Source organism: Kushneria aurantia DSM 21353, from assembly GCF_000382245.1.
GTDB classification, from domain to species: domain Bacteria; phylum Pseudomonadota; class Gammaproteobacteria; order Pseudomonadales; family Halomonadaceae; genus Kushneria; species Kushneria aurantia.
In genome coordinates, this window is record NZ_KB907881.1 from 1 (window position 1) to 24,575 (window position 24,575).

Here is a 24,575-nt window from a genome sequence, read left to right on the forward strand (position 1 = left end):
CGGGTCTACCGTTGTTGCTGGTGTAGTCTGATGCAAAAATGTTCTCGCAATCGGACCAGTCGATTCTCTGACTCATTTGCACCAACTCGTGGCGCATGTTGATGACGTCATCAAGGTAGATGTTGAGCAGGTCACGCTGTGGATTCTGGCGCTGATCGCGGGGAGTCATGTCGATTTCTCACGATTTTGGCGAGGATAGACCAGATTTTACGCCGAAAAGGGAGCATCATCCAGGCGCATAATCATGATTTCACGGTGATTTTTGGTTTTTCAGGACCGACTAATTACTCAAATCGACGGAGTGGCGATGAAGCGGGTTGTGAGGTCGGCACCGCTTTCGAGGTAGCCGCACTCGTTGGCGTCACTCTGTTCGATGTCGGCGACCGAATACTTGCGCTGCGTCGCGGCCTGATCTAACCGGCCACCGACCTGTCAATGGCCGTCTGCCTGTGTAACGGCTCACCCGACGCCCGGGGCCGCAGAGTCGTCTGATGAGCGCCAGCGCCGCCGAGACCGAAACCGGCGACATCACCGAACTCGGCTATCTGCTCGAGTCGGGGTCGGACCGGATCGGGGCACTCGATTTTCAGCATTCCGCCACGGAATACCTTTCCCGCCCTTGCTGCTGACACCGTAGGTCACATGAGACATGGGAAAACGCTCTCACCCAAAATGCTAATGGAGCGCACGATTAACAAGAGGTCGCCTTGTCACTCTCCATTTGACGCCACTACCCATCATTTTCCATGGCGTGCAGCTTTTCCACGCGCCGACGAAACGCTTCGTCCGTGGAAAACTCGGCATCCAGGTAGGCTTTGATCAAGTCGTTGGCCAGCCAGGAACCGACGATCTGTGCCCCGATGCACATCACGTTGACGTCGTCATGTTCGACACACTGATGGGCCGAGTGGATATCGTGGCACACCGCTGCGCGGATGCCCCTGACCTTGTTGGCGGCAATGGCAGCCCCCACGCCGGTGCCACACACCATCAGCCCTCGGGAGGCCTCGCAACTCGTCACTTTGCTCGTCAGTGCTTTCGCGATGTCTGGAAAATCCACCGGGACGTCGTCATGTGAACCCACGTCGATCACCTCATGCCCAAGCGATTCAACAAAGGCCACCACTGACGCCTTGAGCCGATAGCCTGCGTGGTCCGAGCCAATCACTATCTTCATTGGTTTACTCCTGGGGTTTGTTTAGCGAAGCATGCCGGGCAGCCAGAGCACCAGGTCCGAGGCAAACGTGATGATCGCCAGGGTGGTCAGCAATGGTATATAAAAGGGAAGCAGTGCCCAAAGTAGCTGACGCAGGGAAATTCTGGCAATGGAGGCAATCAGATACAGGGAGAGCCCCATGGGCGGTGTCAAAAGACCGATCATCAGATTGAAGATCGCCACGATACCCAGATGCACGGGATCCACCCCCGCCAGCACCATCGGCGGTGCGATCACGGGAACGACCAGCAGCGTAGCCGTCGTGGAATCCAGAAACATGCCGACCACAAAGAAAATCAGATTGGCGATCAGCAGCAGCATCAACGGGTCCTTCGAAACCTGAAGTATCCAGCCGGCGAAGGCCTGCGGAATCTGTTCAACGGCCAGAATCCAGCCAAACAGCGAGGCGGCGGCCACAATGATCAGAATGGCGCTGGTGCTGCGCAAGGTAACCATCATGGCGCTCCAGAGGTGTGCCCAGGTCAATTCGCGATACACCAGCCCACTGATCAACAGGACATAGCCGGCGGTTACTGCCGCCGCTTCGGTCGGCGTGAACAGGCCACTCATCATCCCGGCGATCATGAGTACCGGTGCCAGAAGTGCCGGCAGTGCCGGCATCAGCGATGCAGTGATCTCGCCCAGAGTGGGTCGGCGTGGCGCCCGCGGCATATTGTGACGCAGCGCCAGAATGGCCGCCGTGATCATCAGCAGCGCAATACAGATCAGGGCCGGAACGATGCCCGCAATCAACAGCTGCACGATTGAGACACTGGTCACCGAGCCATAGACGATCAACGGAATGCTGGGCGGAAAGATGGGGCCCACCACCGCCGAAGAAGCCGTGATGGCACCGGCAAATGGTGCTGAAAATCCGCGCTTGCGCATGGCCTCGATCTCGATCTTGCCCAGCCCACCGACATCGGCCAGCGCCGCCCCGGACATGCCTGAAAAGATCAGACTGGAGAAGATATTCACCTGAGCCAGCCCGCCCGGTACGCGTCCGACCAGCGTGTCAGCAAACCGAAAGATACGCTCCGTGACGCCGGCCAGATTCATGATGTTGCCCACAAAGATGAAAATCGGCACGGCGACCAGCGGAAAGCTGTCGAGCGCGTAGGTGATGCGCTGAGCCAATAACCCATTGGGAAAGCCTTCGATCAGGACATAGCCAATGGAGGGAATCAGAATGGAATAAACGACCGGAAAACCGAGAACGAACAGGGCCAGAAAGCCGATGATCAAGGCAATACCCATGATTCCCCCTTATTGGTTGGGTCCGACTTCCGAGGCAGGCGGGTGAACACCGTGAACCAGATGCAGCAGGCACGCGCCACTAAACCCCAGCAGGGTCGATCCCAAAAACAGCCAGAAGGGAATCTTGAGCGTCGGTGTGGTATTGCCAAGATTGGTCTGCACCGTCATGAACGTGGCATAGGCGATAAAACCGCTGGTCAGGATCGCGCAAACCACAATCAACAGCTTCAACGGTTTGCGTAGCGCCGTCGGCAGTGATTCGCGCAGCTCGGTCATGACAATGTTCTCGCCGTTGTCGACCACCAGCGGATAGGCCATGAACACCAGGCAGACCAGCAGAAAGCGGGTAAACTCTTCCGCCCCCACCATCGGGCTGACGAAGACTTCCCGTAAAACGACCTGGAGCAGTGGCACCAGCACTATGCCGGCCAGCAACAGGGCACATATTCCTTCCAGCAGCCGCCTGATCAGATGCATGCCCGCTTCTCCTTTCGCGACGATTTCACCGCCTGCCGTGCGCCACTATTTGTTAGCGACGCTTTTATCGTGAGCCGTGAGCCACGGATATGGTGGCTCATGGCGATCGATTACTCGACCTCGGCGATCATCTCGATATAGGGCTTGAAGTCCGGGAAGTCCTTGTCGATCTGCGCCCGCACCTGGTCGCGGAAGGCGGCCACATCCAAACCATCTTCTTCGCCAAGAATGGTCATGCCCTTGTCCTGCAGGGTCTGGATCAGTTCGCTCTCTGATGTCTGCGCCCACTGCAGCGACTGCTCGGCCTTGTCATCAAGCACCGTTTCAATGGCCTGTCGGTCCGATTCCTCCAGCGACTGCCACTTGCGCTCGTTCATGAAGATCGCCAGCACCGAATCCATGTGGCCGGTAAGCGACACATGCGACTGGACTTCATAGAGTTGGTTGGCATTGATCATGGTCAGCGGGTTTTCCTGGCCGACCACCAGCCCGGTCATCAGTGCCGTGGGCAGCTCCGAGACCGCGACTGGCGTCGGAGTAGCCCCAAACCCCTTGACCATGGAGACCCAGAGATCCAGCGGCACAGCGCGGAAAGGCTCTCTGGAGAGGTCATCAGGAGATTTGACCGCAAAATTAGAGGAAATATGGCGTTTACCTCGATAAATTCTGCCAATAATCCGTACGCCACCCTTCTCGATAAGCTGCTGATTGATTTTTTGTACTGCCGGCGAATCCGGCGCGGTAGCATGCAGGGCGTGCTCAGCGTTGCGATAGATATAAGGCGCATTGAATACGGCGGCCTCTGGCACGACTCTCGCCAACGAAGCAAAATCATGATGGCCTAGATCAATGGAGCCCATACGGACGCCATCCACCATTTCCGCCACCCCGCCCAACTGGCTGGCAGGAAAAACCTGGACATTAATGTTGCCATCGGTGGCCTCCTGGATGGCTTGTGCCGCCTCCGAAGCGTATCGAGTCTGTAGATCACCTTCTGCCCCCACGTGGGCATAGCGCAAGGTTTCAGCCAATGCAGAGGTACTCAGACCCAGCGACAGTACTGCCATCGCCAACCCCATACCGATTTTAGTAAACATATGCGCCTCACTTTTCATTATCGATTGAGCAAATGCTGGAGCCACTCTTTCGATGAGCGGCAATGATGCTTCGCCGACGCAGTTCATCACCGATGGCGAAGTGTTCGCGGAGCCGTTGATGCGCCATCTCGCCGTCGCCTTCAACGATGGCGAGAAAGACCTGGCGGTGGGAGTCGATATGGCTTTCGACGATCTCGGGCGAGTTGGCCGTTGTTCTGCGCCGCTCGACGTGGCTTTTCAACAGCATCGTGGAGATGGCGTGGTAGAGCGCGATCAACGTTTTGCTGTGACTCGCCTCCACAATGGCGATATGAAACTCGTAGTCCGAGAGACCGCCACGCTCCGGGTCGTCCACGGTCTGCGTCAATTGCGTGAAACATGTCTCGATGCAGGAAATATCGGCATCCGTGGCTCTGTCACAGGCCAGCCGAATGGCCTGACATTCAATGGCGATACGCGCCTGCATCACGTCATCCAGCGCGCTTTTTTCCTGAGCCAGGTACAGGGTGAAAAAGTCCGACAACATTCCAAAATTGGCACGCGCCACGAAGGCGCCTTTGCCGTGGCGAATATCCAGCACGCCCAGCATGTCCAGCGAACGCATCACTTCGCGCAGCAGCGGCCGCCCTACCCCCAGCGACAGTGCCAGCTCCCGCTCACTGGGCAACCGATCATCGGGCGCCAGAGCACCTGACAGAATCTGATCGCGAAAATAACCAAACACCTTTTCAGCACCGCGTGGTGTGTCGTTGCCTTCTTCGTCTGCCCACTCAGCCATTTATCTCTCCACTGGTCTTACCAATTAGCGTGCTTCTTTAATCGAAAAATTATTTTTAAAGGGGCTACAAACAAAAGCTTTAAATAAAAATCTCCCCTTTCGACCATGGAATAAAGCTAAGGCGATTCATTTATCGCCACAATTGGACTTTAGTCGTCATTACTGGTCTTACCTCTTTAGCGTGTTGTTGATGCCACCGAGAGCCGAGCCTTGGTCTCGACACCCTTTCTCACATAACACGGGCTATCGATTTTGGCGCACGTGACCGATCTGAGCGAGGAGTTTCAGCATAATGCTACGCCGATCGGGGTCGTAGAGAGAAACCAGCAAAAGGGAGCGGGCGCTGCTAATCGGCGCCGGTCTGGCGCTGCAGTGTCGCGCAAATGTGGGACTGCCGTAACGTGAAACACTTCCTGCAGGGCAGTGGTATTGAGGCGCCAACGTTCGACCGCGATTATTCTGGCGCGTTATCTAAAACGTTCCATACACTACGATGTGCCGATATAAGGCAGGCCTGTCCGGGTGGCATATGCTGATGCCGCACAGCAGCCTCGGTGGACATTGCCCTTGAAAGCCTGCCAATGAGAATGGCCCCATCAGGGGCCATTCAGGGTTGGTACGTCAACGAGGATCATCCGTCGCTGCCGTCACTCCCGTCCTGTCCTCCATCCGGGCCGCCGGAACCGCCCTGACCACCTTCACCTCCGGGTCCAGCATCGCCGCCGTCACCTCCGTCACCCGACCCACTGCCGTTACCACCATTACCCCCGTTGCCGCCTCCGCTACCGCCGTTGCCGCCATCACCACCATCCCCGTTGCTGCCGGCCCCGGCATCGCCGCCATTACCTCCATTGCCACTGCCGCTGGCATCTCCTCCACTCCCCCCATCACTGGCATGAGCTTGTGAACTTCCGGCATCCAGCACTGGCGCCAGAAGCGCTGGTGCCATGTGAAGAGATACGGCCAGCAAGGACGCTGACAACAGCTGCTTTTTTGACACCTTCAAGATCATGATTGCCGACTCCCGTGATCGTTGTCACCCCGTTGAGCTACCGCCATTCCCGCCGTCACCACCATTGCCACCATCGCCCCCGCTGGCCCCGTCTCCTGAACCACCGTCGCCACCGTCACCGCCATCAGCACCGTCGCCAGCGCTGCCGCCGCCACTGCCAGCACCAGAGGCACCGCTATCGCCACCGTTGCCGCCATTGCCACCATCGGCATTGCTGCCGGAGCCGGCATCACCGCCATCGCCACCGTCACCGCCCGCATCACCAGCCCCGCCATTGCCGCCATTACCTCCGTTGGCCGCCAGGGTAATCGTGGTGTGTGGCGCAGGATCGGCCTGCGACACTGCGGGCAGGACTGAAAGGGCCACCAGTGGAACTATCAGCAAACCTTGCCAGGGGAGCGTTGGTTTTTTCATGGTTTTAGCCATCCTTGCCGTCAGCAGCGGCGCCACCGTTACCACCGTCGCCGCCATCCCCGCCATTGGCGCCGTCACCACCATCACCACCATCGCCGCCATCCTGACCCGCCTGACCGTCGCCACCATGGCCACCATCCGGGCAGTCGACGGTCCCATTGGCACCATCCTGACCGGCGGAACCATCCAGATAGGTGCAATCGGTATTGCTGCCGTCACTGGCCAATGCGATGCCTGAGCCACTCAGAATGCAGGCGCTCAAGCCCAGCATGACAATTTTCAAAGGCTTCATGCGTTGTCTCCATGTTCGCTCGAGGCGAAAACGTTAACCTATTCCGTTGCCGTTCCCGGTGCCGTTACCATTGCCCGAGCCGTTGCCACTGCCATTGCCGTTGCCGCCGTCGCTATTACCGCTGCCACCGGATGAGCCATCGCCCCCATCCCCACCAGCAGCACCATTGCCCCCATCGCCGCCGCTTGACCCGGCACCATCACCGCCGTCGCCACCATCACCACCGGCGGAGCCGTCACCACCATCTCCACCATCCCCTCCATCACTGGACGCGACCAGCAAATGACTGGAAGACTGGGTAATATCAGTGCCTCCGTGATCGGATATCGAAGGATGTTCATCGACGATTGGGGTGCTGGCCTGAGCAGCAGTGGAAATACCGGCTGAGAGGATGACTGCGGGGAGGAAAAACTTGAGACGAGTCTGCATGGCTATAACCCTCAAGAATGTTTTAGAAAACCCTCAAGTGCATTAGTGAGCCGGTATGAAGTTAAAGTCGATGGGAGTTATTCAGCTTTAATTTAACCTTCTTTGATTTAGGTAATTCAGGAACAGACGGGTAATGCTTGTCTTCATCTTGTTACTTGAGTTACCTATATTTACTGGTCCTAATTTTTCTTATTGGACGATGATCGTAGCCGTTTAGGCGCAGCAGGCAGGGATAGGTTTCATTGAGAGTAGAGTCAGATAGCTGGCAACGTCACTCTCGTACTTCATTGAGGATTCCCAGTTTCAGCCACTCGACGACCGTCGCGTCGCTGATGTCGTAATCCTTCATCAGTGCTTTGAGCTGGACTCGGAACGGCGGTCTCAATGACCAAGTGCAACACATGATCCATCAGGTACGGTGTTGCCATGAACTACTGCTATCGCCATCTTTCTGCTGAAGATCGGGCCGCCATCGTGATGATGCGAGCCACGCACTCGATCCGGGCCATTGCCACTCATCTGGGGCGTGCGCCGAGCACCGTGTCGCGAGAAATGGCTCGCCATTCGGTCGATCCTATCAAGGGCTACGATGCCAGCCTGGCCGGCTATCGGGCTCGTCTGACACGACATCGGCCACGTCGACGTCCCAGGCTGCACCCAGACGGGGAACTCTTCGAGGTGGTGGTTTACCTGCTGCGCAAGTACTGGTCACCGCAGCAGATAGCCCGCACACTGAAGCGCATGTCTCCCAACGATTCACATCGGCAGGTCTCGCATGAGGCCATCTACAACGCGCTCTACGTGATGCCCCGCGGCAGTCTCAAGAAAGAGCTCATCGCCTGCCTGCGGCAGGGCAACGGCAAGCGTCGCTCACGCAGTCGTGGCAAGGATCGACGCCAGCAGATTCCCGATTTGGTCAGCATCCACATGCGCCCGCCTGAGATCAAAGACCTCTTGATGCCTGGCCACTGGGAGGGCGACCTCATCATGGGGGCCAACAATCGCTCCGCTGTCGGTACGCTGGTGGAGCGCACCACACGCCTGGTGATCCTGGCGAAAGTGGATGGCACCACGGCCACGGCGGCGGCCGTTGGCTTCAGCGATAAGCTCAATGAGGTGCCGCGAGCCCTACGGCTGTCCATGACCTACGACCAGGGTAGAGAGATGGTGAAGCATGCCGAGATCTCGCAGAAAACCGGCACGGCGATCTACTTCGCTGACCCGCATAGCCCGTGGCAAAGAGGTGCCAAGCGGATGGCCGCCCCCTCAATATCAATGGGCTCATACGGCAGTACTTGCCCAGGGGAACAGATCTATCGGTCTACAGCCAGCAAGAACTGGATGAGATAGCGCTTGAGCTCAACATGCGCCCGCGGAAGCGGTTCGATTTCAAATGTCCCATTGAAATGATGAGTGAACTGATGGTGCAGTACCATGAGGCTCCGTCATCAACGCATTAACGGTGTTGCATTCAGAGGCTGCATCCGCCCCCATTCATCAATCATATCAGCCCAGTCCTGCAACATCGCTGTACGCTGATCACGATATTCGGCTTTGTTATAGATTGCCCTCACGCCTTTTTGCTCATGCGCTAGACATTTCTCTATCCAGTCGGTGTTGTAGCCAGCTTCATGGAGCAAGGTACTGGCTGTGCGCCTCAGGTCATGGGGTCCAAATTTGGCAAGGGGCTGCCCTTCCTTCTGGGCCAGCTTGTAAGTCATCGTCATCACCCGGTTCAGCGTGGCACTGCTCATGGGTACGTCAGAATCGTAACGCGACGGCAGAACATACTCCGACCCACCAGAGAACGTCTTCAAAGCGATGAGGATGTCCATGGCCTGCCTGGATAGAAACACCAGGTGAGGGTTTCGCCGCTTCATCCGTTCTTTGGGGATCGTCCAGAGCGCTTCGCTGAAGTTGATCTCACTCCAGGTGGCATTCGTCAGCTCGCTTTTACGAACCATCGTCAACAACAGCAGCTTAACCGCTGCCCGAATCGATGGCGATGTACCAATACGCCCCATGTACTGGTACATAATCTTGATTTCTTCGGGCGTTAGGGTTCGATCTCGCGGCTCAAACCTGGCAATGCTTGCTGGCCTAACCAGGTCTGCCGGATTCTCAACCTTCTGGCCTCGCTCAGTGGCCCAGCGGTATACCTGGAGTACAATCTCGCGCGCATGAACCGCCGTAGCAGGCGCGCCTCGCTCCACAATGGCGTCGGTTAGCGCCCGCAAATCTTCGTGGGTGATTTCTGTCAGCTTCTGATTGCCGAATTTCGTTTCCAGCTCTCTCGCATAAACTGAGCGGCGCATATCACGGGTAGAGTCGGCCATCTGGTAGCCACGTAACCACTTTTCCGCCCAGGCACCAAAGGTTTCAGCCCCTTTCACGCGCGCCTTGTCACGGGCCTTCTCCTTAGCTGGCGACTTCCCATCTGCGACCATCCGTTTGGCCTCTCCTAGCCGCTCACGGGCTTCTGCCAGAGTGATACCCCCAACGCCATAGCGGCCAAAGGTGATTGTCTCTTGCCTGCCATGGATCGAGTAGTTGTAACGGAATGAGATGGAACCGGCAGGGGTGGCAGCCACATAGAGGCCATCCCGGTCATTCACCTTGTAGAGTTTATCCCTCGGCTTGAGGTTGCGCAGCTTGGTATCGGTCAGCAAGAGTCTTATCCTTCTTCGATTCCGATACCATGCTGAAAGATCACCCAAAAATCAGGCCATAAGATCAATTAAAACAGTAAGTTAAATAATTTTGATACCATGAACACACAGGATCAAGCAGCATGGTATCGGCTATCACTCATGGCATCATGTCTCGATAATACCACCTTGGATACCACGCTCAAGCGGTGCTTCCCGCTGCTATCAGTTGCCAAATACTGCCAGACACAAAAACAAAAAAGCCCATGTAAACATGGGCTTAAGTGTCATTTAATGCCAGTTAGTACCAGCTAGTGCCTAACGTGTGATCATTCCCACTCGATCGTCGCGGGCGGCTTGCTGCTCACGTCGTAGGTCACCCGCGACACGCCGCTGATCTCGTTGATGATGCGACCGGAGACCTTCTCCAGCAAGTCGTAGGGCAGGTGGGCCCAGCGTGCGGTCATGAAGTCGATGGTCTCGACGGCGCGCAGGGCGATGACCCATTCGTAGCGGCGGCCGTCGCCGACCACGCCGACCGATTTCACCGGCAGGAAGACGGCAAAGGCCTGGCTGGTCTTGTGGTACCACTCAAAGTTGTGCAGTTCCTCGATGAAGATGGCGTCGGCTTCACGCAGGATGTCGGCGTACTCTTTCTTCACTTCGCCGAGGATGCGCACGCCGAGGCCCGGTCCCGGGAAGGGATGACGGTAAACCATGTCGTAGGGCAGGCCGAGTTCGAGGCCGAGCTTGCGCACTTCGTCCTTGAACAGTTCGCGCAGCGGTTCGACCAGCTTGAGCTTCATGGTCTCGGGCAGGCCGCCGACGTTGTGGTGCGACTTGATCACGTGGGCCTTGCCGGTCTTGCTGGCGGCGGATTCGATCACGTCCGGGTAGATGGTGCCCTGGGCGAGGAAGTCGACGCCGTCGATCTTCATCGCTTCGCGGTCGAACACGTCGATGAAGGTGTTGCCGATCAGCTTGCGCTTCTGCTCCGGATCATCAATGCCCTTGAGCCTGCCGAGGAATTCATCCTCGGCGTCGATGCGGATGACGCGCACGCCCATGTGCTGAGAGAAAGTGTCCATGACCTGGGCGCCTTCGTCCTTGCGCAGCAGGCCGTTGTCGACGAACACGCAGGTGAGCTGGTCGCCGATCGCCTTGTGCAGCAGCGCTGCCACTACCGAGGAGTCGACGCCGCCGGAGAGGCCGAGCAGCACGTGGCGATCGCCCACCTGCTCGCGGACGCGCTCGGCAAGGTCCTCGATGATGCGCGCCGGGGTCCAGAGTTTTTCGCAGCCGCAGAGTTCCGCCACGAAACGCTCGAGGATGCGCTGCCCCTGGGGGGTGTGGGTCACTTCCGGATGGAACTGCACCGCGTAGAGCCGGCGTTCCTCGCAGCTCATGGCCGCGATCGGGCAGCTCTCCGTGGAGGCGGTGACCGCGAAGCCCTCGGGCACATGAGCGACCTTGTCGCCATGGCTCATCCAGACATCCAGCAGGGCGTCGCCACGCTCGCCGATATGATCCTTGATGCCGCCCAGCAGGGTGTCTTCGCCGGCCACGCTGATGCGCGCGTAGCCGAATTCACGCTTGTCGGAGCCTTCGGTGGCGCCGCCCAGCTGCGCCGCCATGGTCTGCATGCCGTAGCAGATGCCCAGTACCGGCAGGCCCATGGTGAACACGCACTCGGGGGCGCGCGGCGAGTCCAGCTCGGCAACCGACTCCGGCCCGCCGGAGAGGATGATGCCGTTGGGGTTGTAGTCGCGAATCTCCGCCTCGGTGATGTCAAAGGCGCGCACTTCCGAGTAGACGCCGATCTCGCGGATGCGCCGCGCGATCAGCTGGGTGTACTGCGAGCCGAAGTCGAGGATCAGGATCTTGTGGGCGTGAATGTCGGTCATGGCGAGCTCTTTTTTGCGGGCATTGGGCCTTTAAAACAGCGAGCGGGAAGCTCTCGCCTCCCGCTCCGACAGGGGTTGGACGGCAGCGACGCCATCAACTCCTGTAGTTGGGCGCTTCCTTGGTGATCTGCACGTCGTGCACGTGGGACTCGGCAAAACCGGCGCCGGTGATGCGCACGAACTCCGGCACGGTGCGCATCTCGTCGACGCTGTGCGCGCCGGTGTAGCCCATCGAGGAGCGTACGCCGCCCATCAGTTGGTGCACGATGGCGCTCATCAGCCCCTTGTAGGGCACGCGACCCTCGATGCCCTCCGGCACCAGCTTCTCGACGCCCTCGTTCTTGTCCTGGAAGTAACGGTCCGAGGAGCCCTGGGTCTGCGACATGGCGCCCATCGAGCCCATGCCCCGGTACGCCTTGTAGGTGCGCCCCTGGTAGAGTTCGACCTCGCCCGGCGCCTCCTCGGTACCGGCCAGCAGGCCGCCGACCATCACGCAGTGGGCGCCGGCAACGATCGCCTTGGCGATATCGCCGGAGAAGCGGATGCCACCGTCGGCGATCAGCGGCAGGTCGAAGGGCTTGAGCGCCTCGGCGACGTCGGCCACCGCGGTGATCTGTGGCACGCCAACGCCTGCCACAATGCGGGTGGTGCAGATCGAGCCGGGGCCGATACCCACCTTGACGGCGTCCGCCCCCGCCTCGGCCAGCGCCCTGGCGGCGGCGGCGGTGGCGATATTGCCGGCGATCACCTGCAGATCGGGATAGTGCTGCTTGGTCCAGCGCACCCGGTCGATCACCCCGGCGCTGTGGCCGTGAGCGGTGTCGATGACGATGACATCGACGCCGGCGTCATGCAGTGCCTGGATGCGCTCCGGGGTCTCCTCGCCGGTCCCCACGGCGGCACCCACCAGCAGGCGGCCGTCGCTGTCCTTGGCGGCATTGGGGTAGGTGCGCGCCTTTTCGATGTCGCGCACGGTGACCAGCCCGCGCAGCTGAAAGTCGTCGCCGACGATCAGAATCTTCTCGATGCGGTGCTCCTGCAGCTGGCGCTTGATCTCCTCCAGCGGCGTGCCCTCGCGGGCGGTCACCAGTTTTTCGCGCGGCGTCATGATGGCCGACACCGAGTCGCTGTAGTTGGGCTGGAAACGCATGTCGCGGCCGGTGACGATGCCCACCAGGCGATCGCCGTCGACCACCGGGAAACCGGAGTAGCCGTACTCATCGGCCATCGCCAGCAGGTCATTGAGCTTGGTCTCCGGGCTGACGGTCACCGGGTCCTTGACGATCACGCTCTCGTGTTTTTTGACCTTGCGCACCTCGGCGGCCTGAGCGCTGATGCTCATGCTCTTGTGCACAATGCCGATACCACCCTCCTGCGCCATGGCGATCGCCAGCCGACCTTCGGTCACGGTATCCATCGCCGAGGAGACGAGCGGAATGTTGAGCACGAGCTTGTGGGTCAGGCGGGTCTGGAGGGAGACGTTTTTGGGGAGAACATCGGAGTAACCGGGAACGAGTAATACGTCGTCAAACGTAAGCGCTTCCTGGGCTATACGCAGCATAACGGGCGTCCACTGAAACAGGTTGTACTATTGCGCGGCGGCGGGAAATTAATCGCACATTATAACGCCCGAGGCCCTCGCTTTTCCAGACAAAAAACCGCGCCGTTCGGCAACGCCCTGCCACCCTCGCCTCACCCTACCCGAATGGCGCATCATAAAGCGCCTCGTTTTCACCTGCGGAGTTGCCATGTCGTCCCGACCCGATCCAACCACCCCGCCGCTCTCCGTCAGCGAACTCAATCGCCGCGCCCGCGGCGCGCTGGAGCAGAACTTCGGCGAGGTGTGGGTCGAAGGCGAGCTCTCGCGGGTATCGCGCCCCGCCTCGGGGCACATCTACTTCACCCTCAAGGATGATCGCGCCCAGGTGAACTGTGCGCTGTTTCGCAATCGGGCACGCTTTGTTGCCGCGCCGCTGCGCGAGGGTGACAGCGTACGGCTGCGGGCGAAGGTATCGCTGTTCGAGCCGCGTGGCGATTTTCAGCTGATTGTCGAGGCGGTGCAGGAAGCCGGCCGCGGCGCCCTGCTGGCGGCGCTGGAGCGGTTGAAGACGACGCTCGACGGTGAAGGGATATTCGCCAATGCCCGCCAGCTGCCCTTCCCACCGCGGCGGCTGGGAGTGATCACCTCCGCTTCCGGCGCGGCGCTGCAGGATGTGCTGGCGGTGCTGAACACGCGCTGGCCGCCACTCGAGGTGTGTCTGCTGCCCGTGCCGGTGCAGGGCGAGCAGGCGGCGCCAGCGATACGGGCGGCGCTCGAGACCGCCGTGCGCCATGGCCGCTTCGATGCCTTGTTGATCACCCGCGGCGGCGGCAGCCTGGAGGATCTCTGGTGTTTCAACGACGAGCGGCTGGCGCGCGCCATCCACGCCTGCCCGCTGCCGGTGATGAGCGCGGTGGGCCACGAAATCGACACCACCCTGGCCGATCTGGCCGCCGATGCACGGGCGCCCACCCCTTCTGCCGCCGCCGAACGGCTGGTGCCGGATCGCCGCGACCTGCTGGCGCAGCTTGACGCGCTCGGACGGCAGCTGCGCAGCGCCCAACAAAGGCTGATCGAGCAGTACGGCCAGCGCCTCGACCACGCCGCCGCCCGCCTGCGCCACCCCGGTGAGCAGCTCGCCACCCAGCGCCGCAGCCTGGAGGGGCTGGAAGCACGACTGGCGCGCGCCTGCGATCAGCAGCAGGCCTGGCAGCGCCAGCGGCTGGCAGCGCTGGCGCAGCGCCTGCAGCAGGCCTCGCCGGCACGCGCTCTGCCCGCCCTGCGCGACCGCCTCGAGACACTGGATCAGCGTCTGCACGCTGCGCCGCAGCGTCTCCTGACGCAGCGTCGCCAGCAGCTCGAAGGCCTCGCGCGCGAGCTCAACGCGGTCAGCCCGCTGGCGGTGCTGGGGCGCGGTTACGCCATTATAGAGTCGTCACAGGGCGTGGTGCGCAACGCCCACGACGTCCAGCCGGGCGATCAACTGACCGCCCGGCTGGGCGAGGGGTGCCTGAAGGTGGAAGTGAAGCGGCGGTTGAAGCGCTGACGCCTCCCTTGACGAGGCTTGGGTTACCGATCGGTAATTATTGGCCAGGAAAAGTTTCTTGCTCCTATATTATTACCGAACGGTAACCCAGGGAGACCTTATGACCAGCAAAGACGTCTCATCGCACCACTGGCCTCGCAACATTCGCTCCACTGCGGACATAGGCGACGTCATCAGGCAGATGAGGCAGCAGCAGAGCCTGCTACAGATGGACCTTGCCGGGCTGGCGGGCACGGGTAACCGCTTCATTGTTGACCTTGAGCGAGGCAAACCAACGCTTCAGATGCAAAAGGTACTCGATGTGCTGGACCTGATGGGCCTGGAGGTCACGATCAGCCCCAGGCACAAGCCGCAATGAGCTCGCGCTGTCTCGATCTCTATGCCCTTGATCAGCAGGTAGGCACGCTGTTCGATGAACATCCCCTGCGCTTTTGATACGCCATATTTCGCGTCAGGCCCGCCGAATGCAGACACGATGGTCAAAGTGACCGACGACAGACACCCGCACCTGCCTATCGAACTTCGCGCACCCACACCCGCATTTCACCCTCGCCGCGGTTGGCCCAGGCGAAGTAGGGAATGAAGGTGGCCGTGCATTCGCTCTTCATCGGCGCGCTGTCGAAACGGTAGAGGCTGTCGCTGTCGGCTTCGGCGTCGCGCACCGCCGCGGCGCGAATCAGCGTCATACCCTCCAGCTCGTCGCTGCCCTCGGCGGTTTCCAGTGTGCCGCCCTGGTAGAGCGCCATATTGTGCAGCTGCTCGCCGTTGTCGGCCTGCTCCATGCAGTAGACCAGCGGGCCGCGCTGCAGCGCCACTCGGCCGGCGTCGTGGCGCACGGCGCGATGCGGATAGACGCGACGTATCGGCATCTCGAAGCTGAGCGAGATACGGTCGCCATCGACCCACTGGCGCTCGATGCTGAGATAGCCGTTATCACCGGGGCTGATATCGCTCGCCTCGCCGTTGATATCGAGGCTGAACCCGGCCGCCCAGGCGGGGATACGCAGCGCCAGGGTGGCGTTCACCGCGTTGTCGGCCTGTACCGTCATGCTCACGTTACTTCCCCACGGTAGCTCGCTCTGCTGGTGCAGCCTCAGTGTACCGTCCGCCAGCGGCAGCGCGTAGTCGCCGCCGATATAGAGATGCACGAAGGCGGTATTGTCGGCACAGCCCACCACGTAGCGGTCCAGCGACGCGATCAGTCGCGCCAGATTGGGCGGGCAGCAGGCGCAGGTGAACCAGCGTTGACGCACCGGTTTGACGTGCTGGAGGACCAGATTGTCACCCAGAACCTTCGGGTCGACCTCCAGCGGATTGACGTAGAAGAAGTGTTGCCCATCCAGCGCCATGCCCGCCAGCACGTTGTTGTAGAGCGAGCGTTCCATCACGTCAGCATAGCGTCGGTCGGTCTCCACCATCAGCATCTGCCGGGCGAGAAACATCAGCCCGATGGCGGCGCAGGTTTCGCCGTAGATGGCATCGTTGGGCAGGTCGAAGTCGCAGGTAAAGGACTCCCGCGGCGCCTGGGCGCCGATCCCACCGGTCACATAGAGCTGGCGGGTGGCCATGTTGTCCCATAGCCGCCGGCAGGCCGCCATCAGCCTCTCGTCGCCGCTGTGCTGCGCCAGCTGGGCCATGCCGGTACAGAGATAGACGAAACGCACCGCGTGACCGACGGCGCGGTCCTGCTCGTAGACCGGCAGATGCGCCTGACTGTAGCCCTTGTCGTGCAGCATGAAAGGCTGCACGCCGTCGCCTCCGGCGCCGAAGTCGTGGTGGGTGCCGCCGCGCTTTTCCCACTCGCGGTCGTAGAAGTGCGGCTGCCGGCCGCGCTCGTCGACGAAAAAGCGGCACAGTGCCAGGTGACGCTCGTTGCCGGTCACCTCATAGAGCCGCATCAGCGCCAGTTCGATCTCCGGGTGGCCGTCATAGCCGGCGATCTGCCCCGCCTCATGACCGAACACCGCGTCGATATGTTCGACGAAACGGCACATCACCTCCAGCAAACGGCGCTTGCCGGTGGCCTCGAAATAGGCCACTGCAGCCTCAATCATGTGGCCGGCGCAGTAGAGCTCATGACACTCGCAGAGGTTGCTCCAGCGCGGCTCCGCCGTATTGCAGATATAGTAGGTATTGAGATAACCGTCGGGCTGCTGGGCGCGGGCGATCAGTTCGATGGTGTCGTCGGCCTGGCGCTCCAGGGTCGCATCGGGCTGGCGGCGCAGCAGGTAGGCCACCGCCTCCAGCCACTTGGCGACGTCGCTGTCCTGAAACACCATGCCGTAGTAGTCGCCCTGCTTCTCGCCGGCGGCGATGCGAAAGTTGTCGATCGCGTGGCTGGGCGCGGCATCGGGCACGCGATCATTGAGCACCTCCCACTGGTAGGGCACCACCACATCGCGCACCAGTTCGATATAGCGTGACCAGAAACCGTCGGTGATATAGCCCTCGGTGCGTACGTCGCCTGTTCTGTCCTGATTCATGCTGACTCCTCGCGAGCTGTATTGCCGTTAAAAGTGAATGTATTCCGTTGAGAATCGATGGCGGATGGCGACACGATCAGGCCCGCTGACCTTCGCCTTCCTCACCGTCGGCCGACCTGTCATGACGCTTTTCAAGATCGCGCTTGATGGTCTCGAGAAAGGGTTCGTTAACCTTGAAAAGACAGGTGATCAGCGCCAGTAGAAAATGCAGGACACCGGGGATGACCGTGGCAAGCAGCGCGATACCATTGAGAGACGAGGCCGTCTGGTTATCCATACCCGACTGATAGCTGACCAGGGCGAGGGTAAAGCTGACGATAGCGCCGCCGGTCGCCCAGGCCAGCTTGATAAAAAAGAGGTTGAAGGCAAAGGTCATACCCGAAGTGCGCTTGCCGGTTTTCCACTCACCGTACTCATCGGTAAAGGCCATCATGGAGAAGGAGAGCGGCAGCAGAAATCCCAGAATCATGCAGCCTACCAGGTTGAGTCCAACCCAGATAATATGATATTCACCGGGTACGAAATAGGCCAGGCAGGAGCCCACCCCCAGCACCACATTGGTCAGAATAAAGAGCCTGACCGTCTCCATACGTTTGGCAAGGTAGTTGACGACAATGCTGCCGACGATGCCGGACAGCGTCGCCACGGCAAAAAAGAACGACACGAAAGACGGTGAACCTTCAAGGTAGTATTGAATGAAGTAGATCGCCGACCCGCCCTTGACGTTGAAAATATTCATGACCACAAAGGTGATCAAAAACATCAGCACCAGCTGATCGTTTTTGAGCGTGTTGGCGATCAGAGTCTTCAGCCCGTACTGCATATCGCGAGTGTCAATGCGCTCCCTGACGGTGGCAAAACAGACAAGAAAGGCCACCACTGCCAGCACCGCCAGCAGTGCCACGCCGTACTGATAGCCAAAGGCCCGGTTGCCCTGCCCCAACCACTCCGCCAGCAGCGGCAACCCGACCATCACACAAAAGGCCGCCACGCCGTTCAGTGCGAAGCGATACGACTGACAGGAGACCACCTCGCGCGAACTTTTGGTCATCACATTGATCAGCGCGCAGTAGGGTACGTTAATGGCGGTATAGGTCAGCGACAGCAGGAAATAGGTCATCACCGCATAGGCGATCAGCGCGGTACCGTCGAGCGCGGGAGAATAGAAGGCCAGAAAAACGATCACTCCCATCGGCAGTGCCATCCACAGCTGCCAGGGGCGATATTTGCCCCAGCGGGTGCGGGTCCTGTCGGCCAGCATGCCCATCATGGGATCGGTAAAGGCATCCAGAATGCGCAGCACCATGAACATGGTGCCAACCACGGCCGGCGCCAGACCGAAGATGTCGGTATAGAAAAAGGTCAGAAAGTTGCCGATCAGCGCGGTAACGATGGTGCCCCCGGCATCACCCAGGCCGTAACCGATCTTTTCACGGCGCGACACGCGATCGGCTTCGGCCACCTCCTGTTTATCCTTCATGACGGAAGACACACGGGACTGCATACCCCCTCCTCCAGCGGATGTCGCAATCCGCTGCGTTACTTCGACATCGAATCCTTTCCGCAAGCCGGCGTTCACCGATCTGCACTGCGCGCCTGTGTTGATATCACGGCAGGCTTCGCGCTCTTTTATCGAAATCGAAGCTATTACGTCTGAGGAGAAGCGCCTAATATTACTTTTGTTATACTTCCATACCATTTCATTGAAAAATAAAACAATAGAGTTGCAATACAGATGGTTACAGCATCACAACGAATACCCTTGCACGACCAAGGTAGCGGAAAAGAAAAAGCGCAATTATGCGCAAATCAGCGCCATTTTGCGCAAACGAATAAAACAATATCAGTCGTTTGCGAGAAAGAGCAGGTGCATGCTGGTGTCGGTCGGTTCATAGCACCGGCCAACAGCAGCGCTACGACGTCGGTGCCGGCTTGAAGGTGGCAGGGTCGAGCTCATGGCGGGCCAAAAGCTTGTAGAAATCGGTACGGTTGCGCCCGGCGATGCGCGCCGCCTGGCTGACGTTGCCCTCGGTGATCTTGAGCACCTTGACCAGATAGCCATGCTCGAAACCTGACCGCGCTTCGTTGAACGACGGCAGGCTGCTCTCCTCGGAAGCCAGCGCCCGGGCGACCAGCGCATGGGGAATCACTGCAGCACTGGAGAGCGCCACGCACTGCTCCACCACGTTGATCAGCTGGCGCACGTTGCCCGGCCAGCTGTGGGAAGCCAACAGGTTCAATGCCTGCGGCGAAAACCGCCGCACCGAGGGGCGATGGCGCCGGGCGGCCAGCTCGAGATGATGGCGCGCCAACAGGGGGATATCCTCGGGGCGCTCGGCCAGTGACGGCAGGCGTAGATTGACGACGTTGAGGCGGTAGAAAAGGTCTTCGCGAAAGTCGCCCTGCGTCATCGCCGTCTGCAGGTCGCGGTGAGTGGCCGAGACCACCCGTACATCCACCTCGATACTTTGCGTACTGCCCAGCGGACGAATGCAGCGCTCCTGCAGCACGCGCAGCAGTTTGACCTGCAGGGCGAGCGGCATATCGCCGATCTCGTCGAGAAACAGAGTGCCGCCATCGGCGGCGCGAAACAGGCCGTCGTGGGCACTGACCGCACCAGTGAAGGCGCCTCGGGTGTGGCCGAAAAGTTCGCTCTCCAGAAGTTGGTCGGGCAGCGCACCGCAGTTGATCGCCACAAAGGGCTGCGCGGCACGCGAGCTGGCGCGATGCAGGGCGCGGGCGAGCAGCTCCTTGCCGGAGCCGGAAGGCCCGGAAATCAATACGCTGACGTCGCTGTCGGCCACGCGCCCGGCCTGCTCCAGCACCTCTTCCATCGCCGGGCTGCGGGTAATGATCGGCTGGCGCCAGTCGCTTTCCAGGTGGCTTTCACCGCCCGGCGAGGCCTCGGCAAGCGCCTGACGCACGGCGGCGAACAGCTCGTCACGGTCGATCGGTTTGGTGAGAAAGCTGAACACGCCCTGGCGAGTGGCGCTGACCGCTTCGGGAATCGAGCCGTGGGCGGTCAGGATGATCACCGGCAGGCCGGGATGACGCGACTGTATCTCGCCAAACAGCGCCATGCCGTCCATGCCATCCATGCGCAGATCGCTGAGCACCAGGTCGGGGCGCTGACGTTCGATCAGGGCCAGCGCCCGGTCACCGCTCTCTGCAGTCGTCACCCGGTAGCCGCTGCTCTCCAGCCGCATGCCCAGGAGTTTGAGCAGGCTGGGATCGTCGTCCACCAACAGCAGATGGGCCATCTTGACTCCGCTCCCCGCTTCATACTGCAGGGTATCCACTTCAAAGGAATTCATCGCCAGCGCCTGCCGGTGCCGGCCATGCAGGGGTGACCGTTGCAACGTCTTGACTAGCGCTGATTCATGCTCTGCTCGATCGCCGTCAGGGCGTCCAGCTTTCGGCGCAGTTCGGCGTTTTGCGCCTCCAGCTCACGAATGCGTCCGCGCTGGCGGCTGTTGCCGGCACTGCTGCGGCTCTGCTGCTCATCGAGGCGCGCATTCAGCGCAATGCGCTGCTCAACGTCATGGCGCCACTGCTGCAGCAGCGGCTGAATGGAGGATGGTGCCTCGGCGCTGTAGCGGCGCAGCAGTGCCACACTCTGCGACCACTGCGCCGGCTGTTGGTAGGCATAAACCAGAGCGCGCACCAGCCCTGCGCGCGGCGAGTCGTCCTGCATGTAATGCAGTACCTCATCGCGCCACTGGGCGCTGCCGGTCTGGGCGGTACGGCCAAAGGCCACCCAGGTGGGCAGCAGGCACTCGTCGTCCACGAGGCTTGGAATGCCGTGGGTCACACAGTGCTGCTCGGTCGTACCGGAAAGGCGGCTATCGGTGAGCGAGCAGCCGCCCAGCAACAGCGTCAGGCCGAGCAGGCCTGCAGCGTATCGGTTGTGCCTGATCATCATGTTCCTGCCAGCGTTTCTTGAGATGTATCCATCGCTGATGAAGCAATATTGTCACCCGAAGAATTGTCGCCCGAAGAGGCGTCGTCGATCCAGGGCAGTACCAGCCGGAAACAGACCTCGCAGCGCTGTGCCGGGTCATCGATCAGGGCCAGGTTGCCGTGCTGGGCACGAGCGCTTTCGGCCGCCACCGAAAGGCCGATACCGGAGCCCTTGAGCGGCCCCTTGCGCTGGCTGGCGCCCTGATAGAAGGGCTCGAAGAGATGAGCCCGGTCCTGCGCGGCGATCGGCGTGCCGGTGTTGGCCACTTCCACGGTCAAATGCTGCTGATCGGCGCTGGCCGACAGGTAGAGCTCTCCGTTATCGGCACCGTAGGCCACCGCATTGGACACCAGGTTGTCGATAATGCGCATGGTGCGGGCACGGTCCGCCTGCCAGTAAAGCGGCGCGCGGCGCTCGACCACGCTGATGCCCTTCTGCTCCAGCGCCAGCCGATGCTTGGCCAGGGCGTCGCGGATGACGCCGGCCACATCGAAGCTGCTGACATTGAGGCGCCGATTGTGCTGCAGCAGGTTGTAATCGAGCAGCTGTTCGATCAGCGTCTGAAGCTCCTGACCACTGTCGTCGATCAGCAGCACGATCTCTCGCTGGCGCTGGCTCAGTTCCCCTACCACCCCATCGGCCAGCAACCCCGAGCCTTCGCGGATGCTGGCCAGCGGCGTCTTGAGTTCATGAGACATATGGCGCAGAAACTGCTGTTTCTGCTCCTCCAGCTCACGCAGCCGCTGCGACAGCCAGTCGAGCCGGGTTTCCAGATTGACCAGCTCCAGAGGCCCCTTGATCGATTTGCGGTACTGCGACTCGGGCTCGCCGCCAATGCTCTGTATGCGGGCTTCGAGCTGGCGAATAGGACGGATAATGCGCCAGGTGAAAAACAGAATCAGCAGCAGGCTAAGCGACACCAGCACCAGCGTCGTCTGCCAGAGTCTGCTCGAGACGCGCTCAGCGCGAGCGCGAATACTGTCGATACGCGCATCCACCAGCTGCTGCGTCTGATCGGCGAGCTGCTCGGTTTGTTCGGAGAAGCGCTGAAAACGCGCCAGTTGATCGCTCAGACCGGCACTGTCGCCTTCGACCGCGTCTTCTGCCGGCGGCCGCAAAGCGTCCAGTTGACGCCTGAGGGAATCGATCAGTGGCGTGTCACCGAGGAAGGCGGCGTGATCGCCCAGCAGCTCACGATAGCGCTGCTGGCGGTCGTCATAGATATCCAGAATGCTCCGGTCGCCCAGCACCGCATACTGGCGGGCGCTGCGCTCCATGTCGGTGGCCAGGTTGTTGAGCTGGCGAGCGCGGCGCGTCTGATCGACGGCTTCCCGGGCGCTGATGTCGGCCAGTTGGGAAATCTCGGAAAAACTCTGGCTGGCCAGATGGATCAGCACGCCGATCGGTACCATCACCAGCAAAAAGGCGGTCAGCACCTGCTGTAACAAGGAGCGAGGGCGCCACAGACGCTTTTCACTTGAGGCCATTGGCGAGCGGTCTCCGATAGGCGGGTCAAACGATACAAAATATACCTGCAGACAAAGAATAACCGATAAACCCAACGCTCGATAACGCAACGATACTGTATTACACCCTTCGAGCCTGTCGGATGAGCGCCCGAATGGGCTTCGGAAACAACATGCACAACATCGCCCAACAAAAAATCGCCGGGAGCGATTTTTGACGCCGCAGGCGGCCCGTCGGGTACCCGCCAGGGATGGCCGGGTACAAAAAAAAGACCGACGATAGCCGGCCATAAGTACGCAGGGAACTGAAAAATCACAATGACAAACGGCGTCGGTCGGAGGCGTTGCCGCTGGTGTCGTGCAATGTCGGGGGCATCCATGCCCGGCTATCCATGCCGTAGCGTCCCTTCAATGAGCCTCATCGAAAGCCGATCGCGCCGCCCTGGCGGCGGAAACTTTACCGACACTTCACCAGTCGAATAGCCAGAACCGTGCCACAATCAAAATAATATTTTTAATTCAAAAGCATACGGGTAAAAAGCAGGCCCGGATGCGCCCATCCAGGACACTGGCGGCCAGAAGAGAGCGCAAAGCGTCGCTGATCGGCGACAGCGTGAAGTTGTTTTTTGATCAAGCCATTGACCAGGAAGGCGTTTATGCTGTCTCTCCACGGCGACAGCCTGCCGCGGGCTGTCGGCAAAAAGCGACAGATGCCACCCGTCACGCCGCCGCCAGCGCCTTGATGAGCACGCGAGAATTGCGCTGAAGGTTGTAGCATTCGCGCCGCCGCCGGGGCAGCGCCTCAAGGTCGGCAAGCGTAAAGTCGTGCTCGAGAAACCAGTGCAGCGTATGCGTGGTAAGAGCAAAAAGCTGCTCAAGCCCTGCCGCCCTGGCGCGCTTTTCAACCTCTGCCAGCAGAGTGCTGCCGCGGTCACTGCCGCGATAGCTGCCGTGCACCGCCACGCAGGCCAGTTCGCCACAGGCCGCTTCCGGGTAGGCGTATAGCGCCGCACAGCCGATCACCATGCCGTCGCGCTCGATCACCACGTAGTCGTCGATCTCCTGCTCGAGGCGCTCACGGGAGCGCGCTACCAACATGCCGCGCTCCTCCAGCGGGCGCAGCAGCTCCTGCAGGCCGCCGATATCGTCAATGCGTGCGGTGCGCAGCTGCTCGTAGCGTTCGCGGGTGATCATGGTGCCCACCCCGTCGCGAGTGAACAGCTCGGCCAGCAGCGCATCGCGGTCGCGCCACGACAGCAGGTGGGTGCGTGCTACACCCTGACGAGCGGCCGTGCAGGCGATATGTACGTGCTCGGCCAGCTCGCCGTCGTCGTCACATACCAGTCCCTGCGCCTCGCCGGGGCTCAACTGCCGCAGCAGACCGCCCTGGGCGTCATACAGGCCGCGGGCATGGCCGAGAATGATGAGCTTGTCGGCGACCAGTGAAACGGCGGCGTGGCGCGCGATATCAGCGGCGTCGATATCGAACACCTCACCGGTACTCGAATAGCCCAGCGGCGGCAGTACCACCAGTGAACGCTGGTCGAGCAGGTTGCGGATCGCTGCGGTGCGAACCCGGCGCACCTCACCGCCGCGCAGGAAATCGACCCCCTCGCGAATGCCCAGCGGACGCGCCATGACCAGGTTGCCGCTGATGGCGTTGATCTCGACACCGTGCAGCGGCGTGTTGGAAAGTCCCGGCGACAGCCGCGCCTCGATCGCCAGTCGCAACGCCGAGATTTCGCGCTCGATAATCGTCATGGCCTGCTCGTCGACCACGAACCGCCCCTGATGGCGGCGCGGCTCGACCCGAGCCTGCGCCAGCGCGCGGCGCACCTGGGTCCTGGCACCGAACACCAGCACCAGCCGCACGCCCAGGGTGTGCAAAAGCGCCAGATCCTGAATCAGCGGCGCTCGGCGCTCCGCCTCCAATCCCTCGCCCTCGATCAGCACCACGAAGGTACGACCACGGTGCGCGTCGATGTAGGTCGATGAGCTGCGAAACCAGTCGGCGAAGGGAAATGACGTGTCCAAGGCGACTCCGGGCGCGGGCAG

At 60.7% G+C, this 24,575-nt stretch carries 21 protein-coding genes and 2 pseudogenes; 5 read left to right on the top strand and 18 right to left on the bottom strand.

Translation table 11 applies throughout. The annotated features are described in order from the left end of the window. A pseudogene (locus tag H146_RS22180) lies at window positions 1–169 on the bottom strand (IS5/IS1182 family transposase); the annotation flags it as partial. Between the two features lie 322 nt (window positions 170–491). Here H146_RS22180 and H146_RS21460 point away from each other — a divergent pair. Continuing rightward, entirely contained in the window at window positions 492–629 is a 138-nt protein-coding gene (locus tag H146_RS21460; protein WP_019952356.1) for a hypothetical protein, read from the top strand. Between the two features lie 101 nt (window positions 630–730). On the opposite strand, the gene rpiB is transcribed toward H146_RS21460, so the two are convergent. The 7 genes from rpiB to H146_RS19365 form a co-directional block, all read right to left on the bottom strand. Further along, the gene (gene rpiB / locus H146_RS0113215) at window positions 731–1,177 is read right to left on the bottom strand and encodes a ribose 5-phosphate isomerase B (protein ID WP_019952357.1); all 447 of its coding nucleotides are present in this window, start codon (window positions 1,175–1,177) and stop codon (window positions 731–733) included. Window positions 1,178–1,198: 21 nt separating this feature from the next. Beyond that, window positions 1,199–2,473: a TRAP transporter large permease gene (locus H146_RS0113220; RefSeq protein ID WP_019952358.1), complete on the bottom strand. Its 1,275-nt coding sequence runs from the start codon at window positions 2,471–2,473 to the stop codon at window positions 1,199–1,201. Window positions 2,474–2,482: 9 nt separating this feature from the next. Then, entirely contained in the window at window positions 2,483–2,950 is a 468-nt protein-coding gene (locus H146_RS0113225; RefSeq protein WP_019952359.1) for a TRAP transporter small permease, read from the bottom strand. 110 nt (window positions 2,951–3,060) lie between these two features. Beyond that, window positions 3,061–4,047, bottom strand: a complete 987-nt coding sequence (locus H146_RS0113230) for a TRAP transporter substrate-binding protein (RefSeq protein ID WP_026351981.1) — start codon at window positions 4,045–4,047, stop codon at window positions 3,061–3,063. 7 nt (window positions 4,048–4,054) lie between these two features. Next, window positions 4,055–4,825, bottom strand: a complete 771-nt coding sequence (locus tag H146_RS0113235) for a FadR/GntR family transcriptional regulator (protein ID WP_019952362.1) — start codon at window positions 4,823–4,825, stop codon at window positions 4,055–4,057. Between the two features lie 621 nt (window positions 4,826–5,446). Further along, a complete protein-coding gene (locus tag H146_RS0113240; RefSeq protein WP_156826817.1) occupies window positions 5,447–5,695 on the bottom strand; it encodes a hypothetical protein in 249 nt (82 codons plus the stop codon). Window positions 5,696–5,833: 138 nt separating this feature from the next. Continuing rightward, window positions 5,834–6,121, bottom strand: a complete 288-nt coding sequence (locus tag H146_RS19365; RefSeq protein WP_019952364.1) for a hypothetical protein — start codon at window positions 6,119–6,121, stop codon at window positions 5,834–5,836. 128 nt (window positions 6,122–6,249) lie between these two features. Between H146_RS19365 and H146_RS20780 the strand changes: the two genes are divergently transcribed. Beyond that, on the top strand, window positions 6,250–6,489 hold the full coding sequence (locus H146_RS20780) for a hypothetical protein (protein WP_156826818.1): 240 nt from the start codon (window positions 6,250–6,252) through the stop codon (window positions 6,487–6,489). A 92-nt stretch (window positions 6,490–6,581) separates the two neighbouring features. On the opposite strand, the gene H146_RS21465 is transcribed toward H146_RS20780, so the two are convergent. Next, the gene (locus H146_RS21465) at window positions 6,582–6,788 is read right to left on the bottom strand and encodes a hypothetical protein (RefSeq protein WP_156826819.1); all 207 of its coding nucleotides are present in this window, start codon (window positions 6,786–6,788) and stop codon (window positions 6,582–6,584) included. A 610-nt stretch (window positions 6,789–7,398) separates the two neighbouring features. Between H146_RS21465 and H146_RS19375 the strand changes: the two are divergent. After that, window positions 7,399–8,432 (top strand): annotated as a pseudogene (locus H146_RS19375) (IS30 family transposase). Here H146_RS19375 and H146_RS0113265 read toward each other — a convergent pair. The 3 genes from H146_RS0113265 to guaB form a co-directional block, all read right to left on the bottom strand. Continuing rightward, complete coding sequence (locus tag H146_RS0113265) at window positions 8,421–9,641, bottom strand: tyrosine-type recombinase/integrase (RefSeq protein WP_019952367.1); 1,221 nt, start codon at window positions 9,639–9,641, stop codon at window positions 8,421–8,423. The pseudogene H146_RS19375 and the gene H146_RS0113265 overlap by 12 nt on opposite strands. Before the next feature lie 308 nt (window positions 9,642–9,949). Next, window positions 9,950–11,524 (bottom strand): glutamine-hydrolyzing GMP synthase, encoded by a 1,575-nt coding sequence (gene guaA, locus H146_RS0113270; RefSeq protein ID WP_019952368.1) that lies wholly within the window; start codon window positions 11,522–11,524, stop codon window positions 9,950–9,952. A gap of 94 nt (window positions 11,525–11,618) precedes the next feature. Further along, complete coding sequence (guaB, locus tag H146_RS0113275) at window positions 11,619–13,085, bottom strand: IMP dehydrogenase (RefSeq protein WP_019952369.1); 1,467 nt, start codon at window positions 13,083–13,085, stop codon at window positions 11,619–11,621. A 187-nt stretch (window positions 13,086–13,272) separates the two neighbouring features. Here guaB and xseA point away from each other — a divergent pair, with 187 nt between their 5' ends. Further along, the gene (gene xseA / locus H146_RS0113280; protein WP_019952370.1) at window positions 13,273–14,610 is read left to right on the top strand and encodes an exodeoxyribonuclease VII large subunit; all 1,338 of its coding nucleotides are present in this window, start codon (window positions 13,273–13,275) and stop codon (window positions 14,608–14,610) included. 100 nt (window positions 14,611–14,710) lie between these two features. After that, on the top strand, window positions 14,711–14,968 hold the full coding sequence (locus H146_RS0113285) for a helix-turn-helix transcriptional regulator (RefSeq protein ID WP_019952371.1): 258 nt from the start codon (window positions 14,711–14,713) through the stop codon (window positions 14,966–14,968). 154 nt (window positions 14,969–15,122) lie between these two features. On the opposite strand, the gene H146_RS0113295 is transcribed toward H146_RS0113285, so the two are convergent. The 6 genes from H146_RS0113295 to argA form a co-directional block, all read right to left on the bottom strand. Then, complete coding sequence (locus H146_RS0113295; RefSeq protein ID WP_019952372.1) at window positions 15,123–17,093, bottom strand: glycoside hydrolase family 127 protein; 1,971 nt, start codon at window positions 17,091–17,093, stop codon at window positions 15,123–15,125. Between the two features lie 76 nt (window positions 17,094–17,169). After that, on the bottom strand, window positions 17,170–18,597 hold the full coding sequence (locus tag H146_RS0113300) for an MFS transporter (protein WP_245558741.1): 1,428 nt from the start codon (window positions 18,595–18,597) through the stop codon (window positions 17,170–17,172). Window positions 18,598–19,006: 409 nt separating this feature from the next. Beyond that, complete coding sequence (locus H146_RS0113305) at window positions 19,007–20,407, bottom strand: sigma 54-interacting transcriptional regulator (protein WP_019952374.1); 1,401 nt, start codon at window positions 20,405–20,407, stop codon at window positions 19,007–19,009. A 53-nt stretch (window positions 20,408–20,460) separates the two neighbouring features. Continuing rightward, on the bottom strand, window positions 20,461–21,012 hold the full coding sequence (locus H146_RS19380; RefSeq protein WP_019952375.1) for a hypothetical protein: 552 nt from the start codon (window positions 21,010–21,012) through the stop codon (window positions 20,461–20,463). Then, a complete protein-coding gene (locus H146_RS0113315) occupies window positions 21,012–22,541 on the bottom strand; it encodes a sensor histidine kinase (protein WP_019952376.1) in 1,530 nt (509 codons plus the stop codon). Before H146_RS0113315 ends, H146_RS19380 begins: the two co-directional genes overlap by 1 nt. Before the next feature lie 699 nt (window positions 22,542–23,240). Then, window positions 23,241–24,554, bottom strand: a complete 1,314-nt coding sequence (gene argA / locus H146_RS0113320; protein ID WP_019952377.1) for an amino-acid N-acetyltransferase — start codon at window positions 24,552–24,554, stop codon at window positions 23,241–23,243. Window positions 24,555–24,575 lie beyond the last annotated feature (21 nt).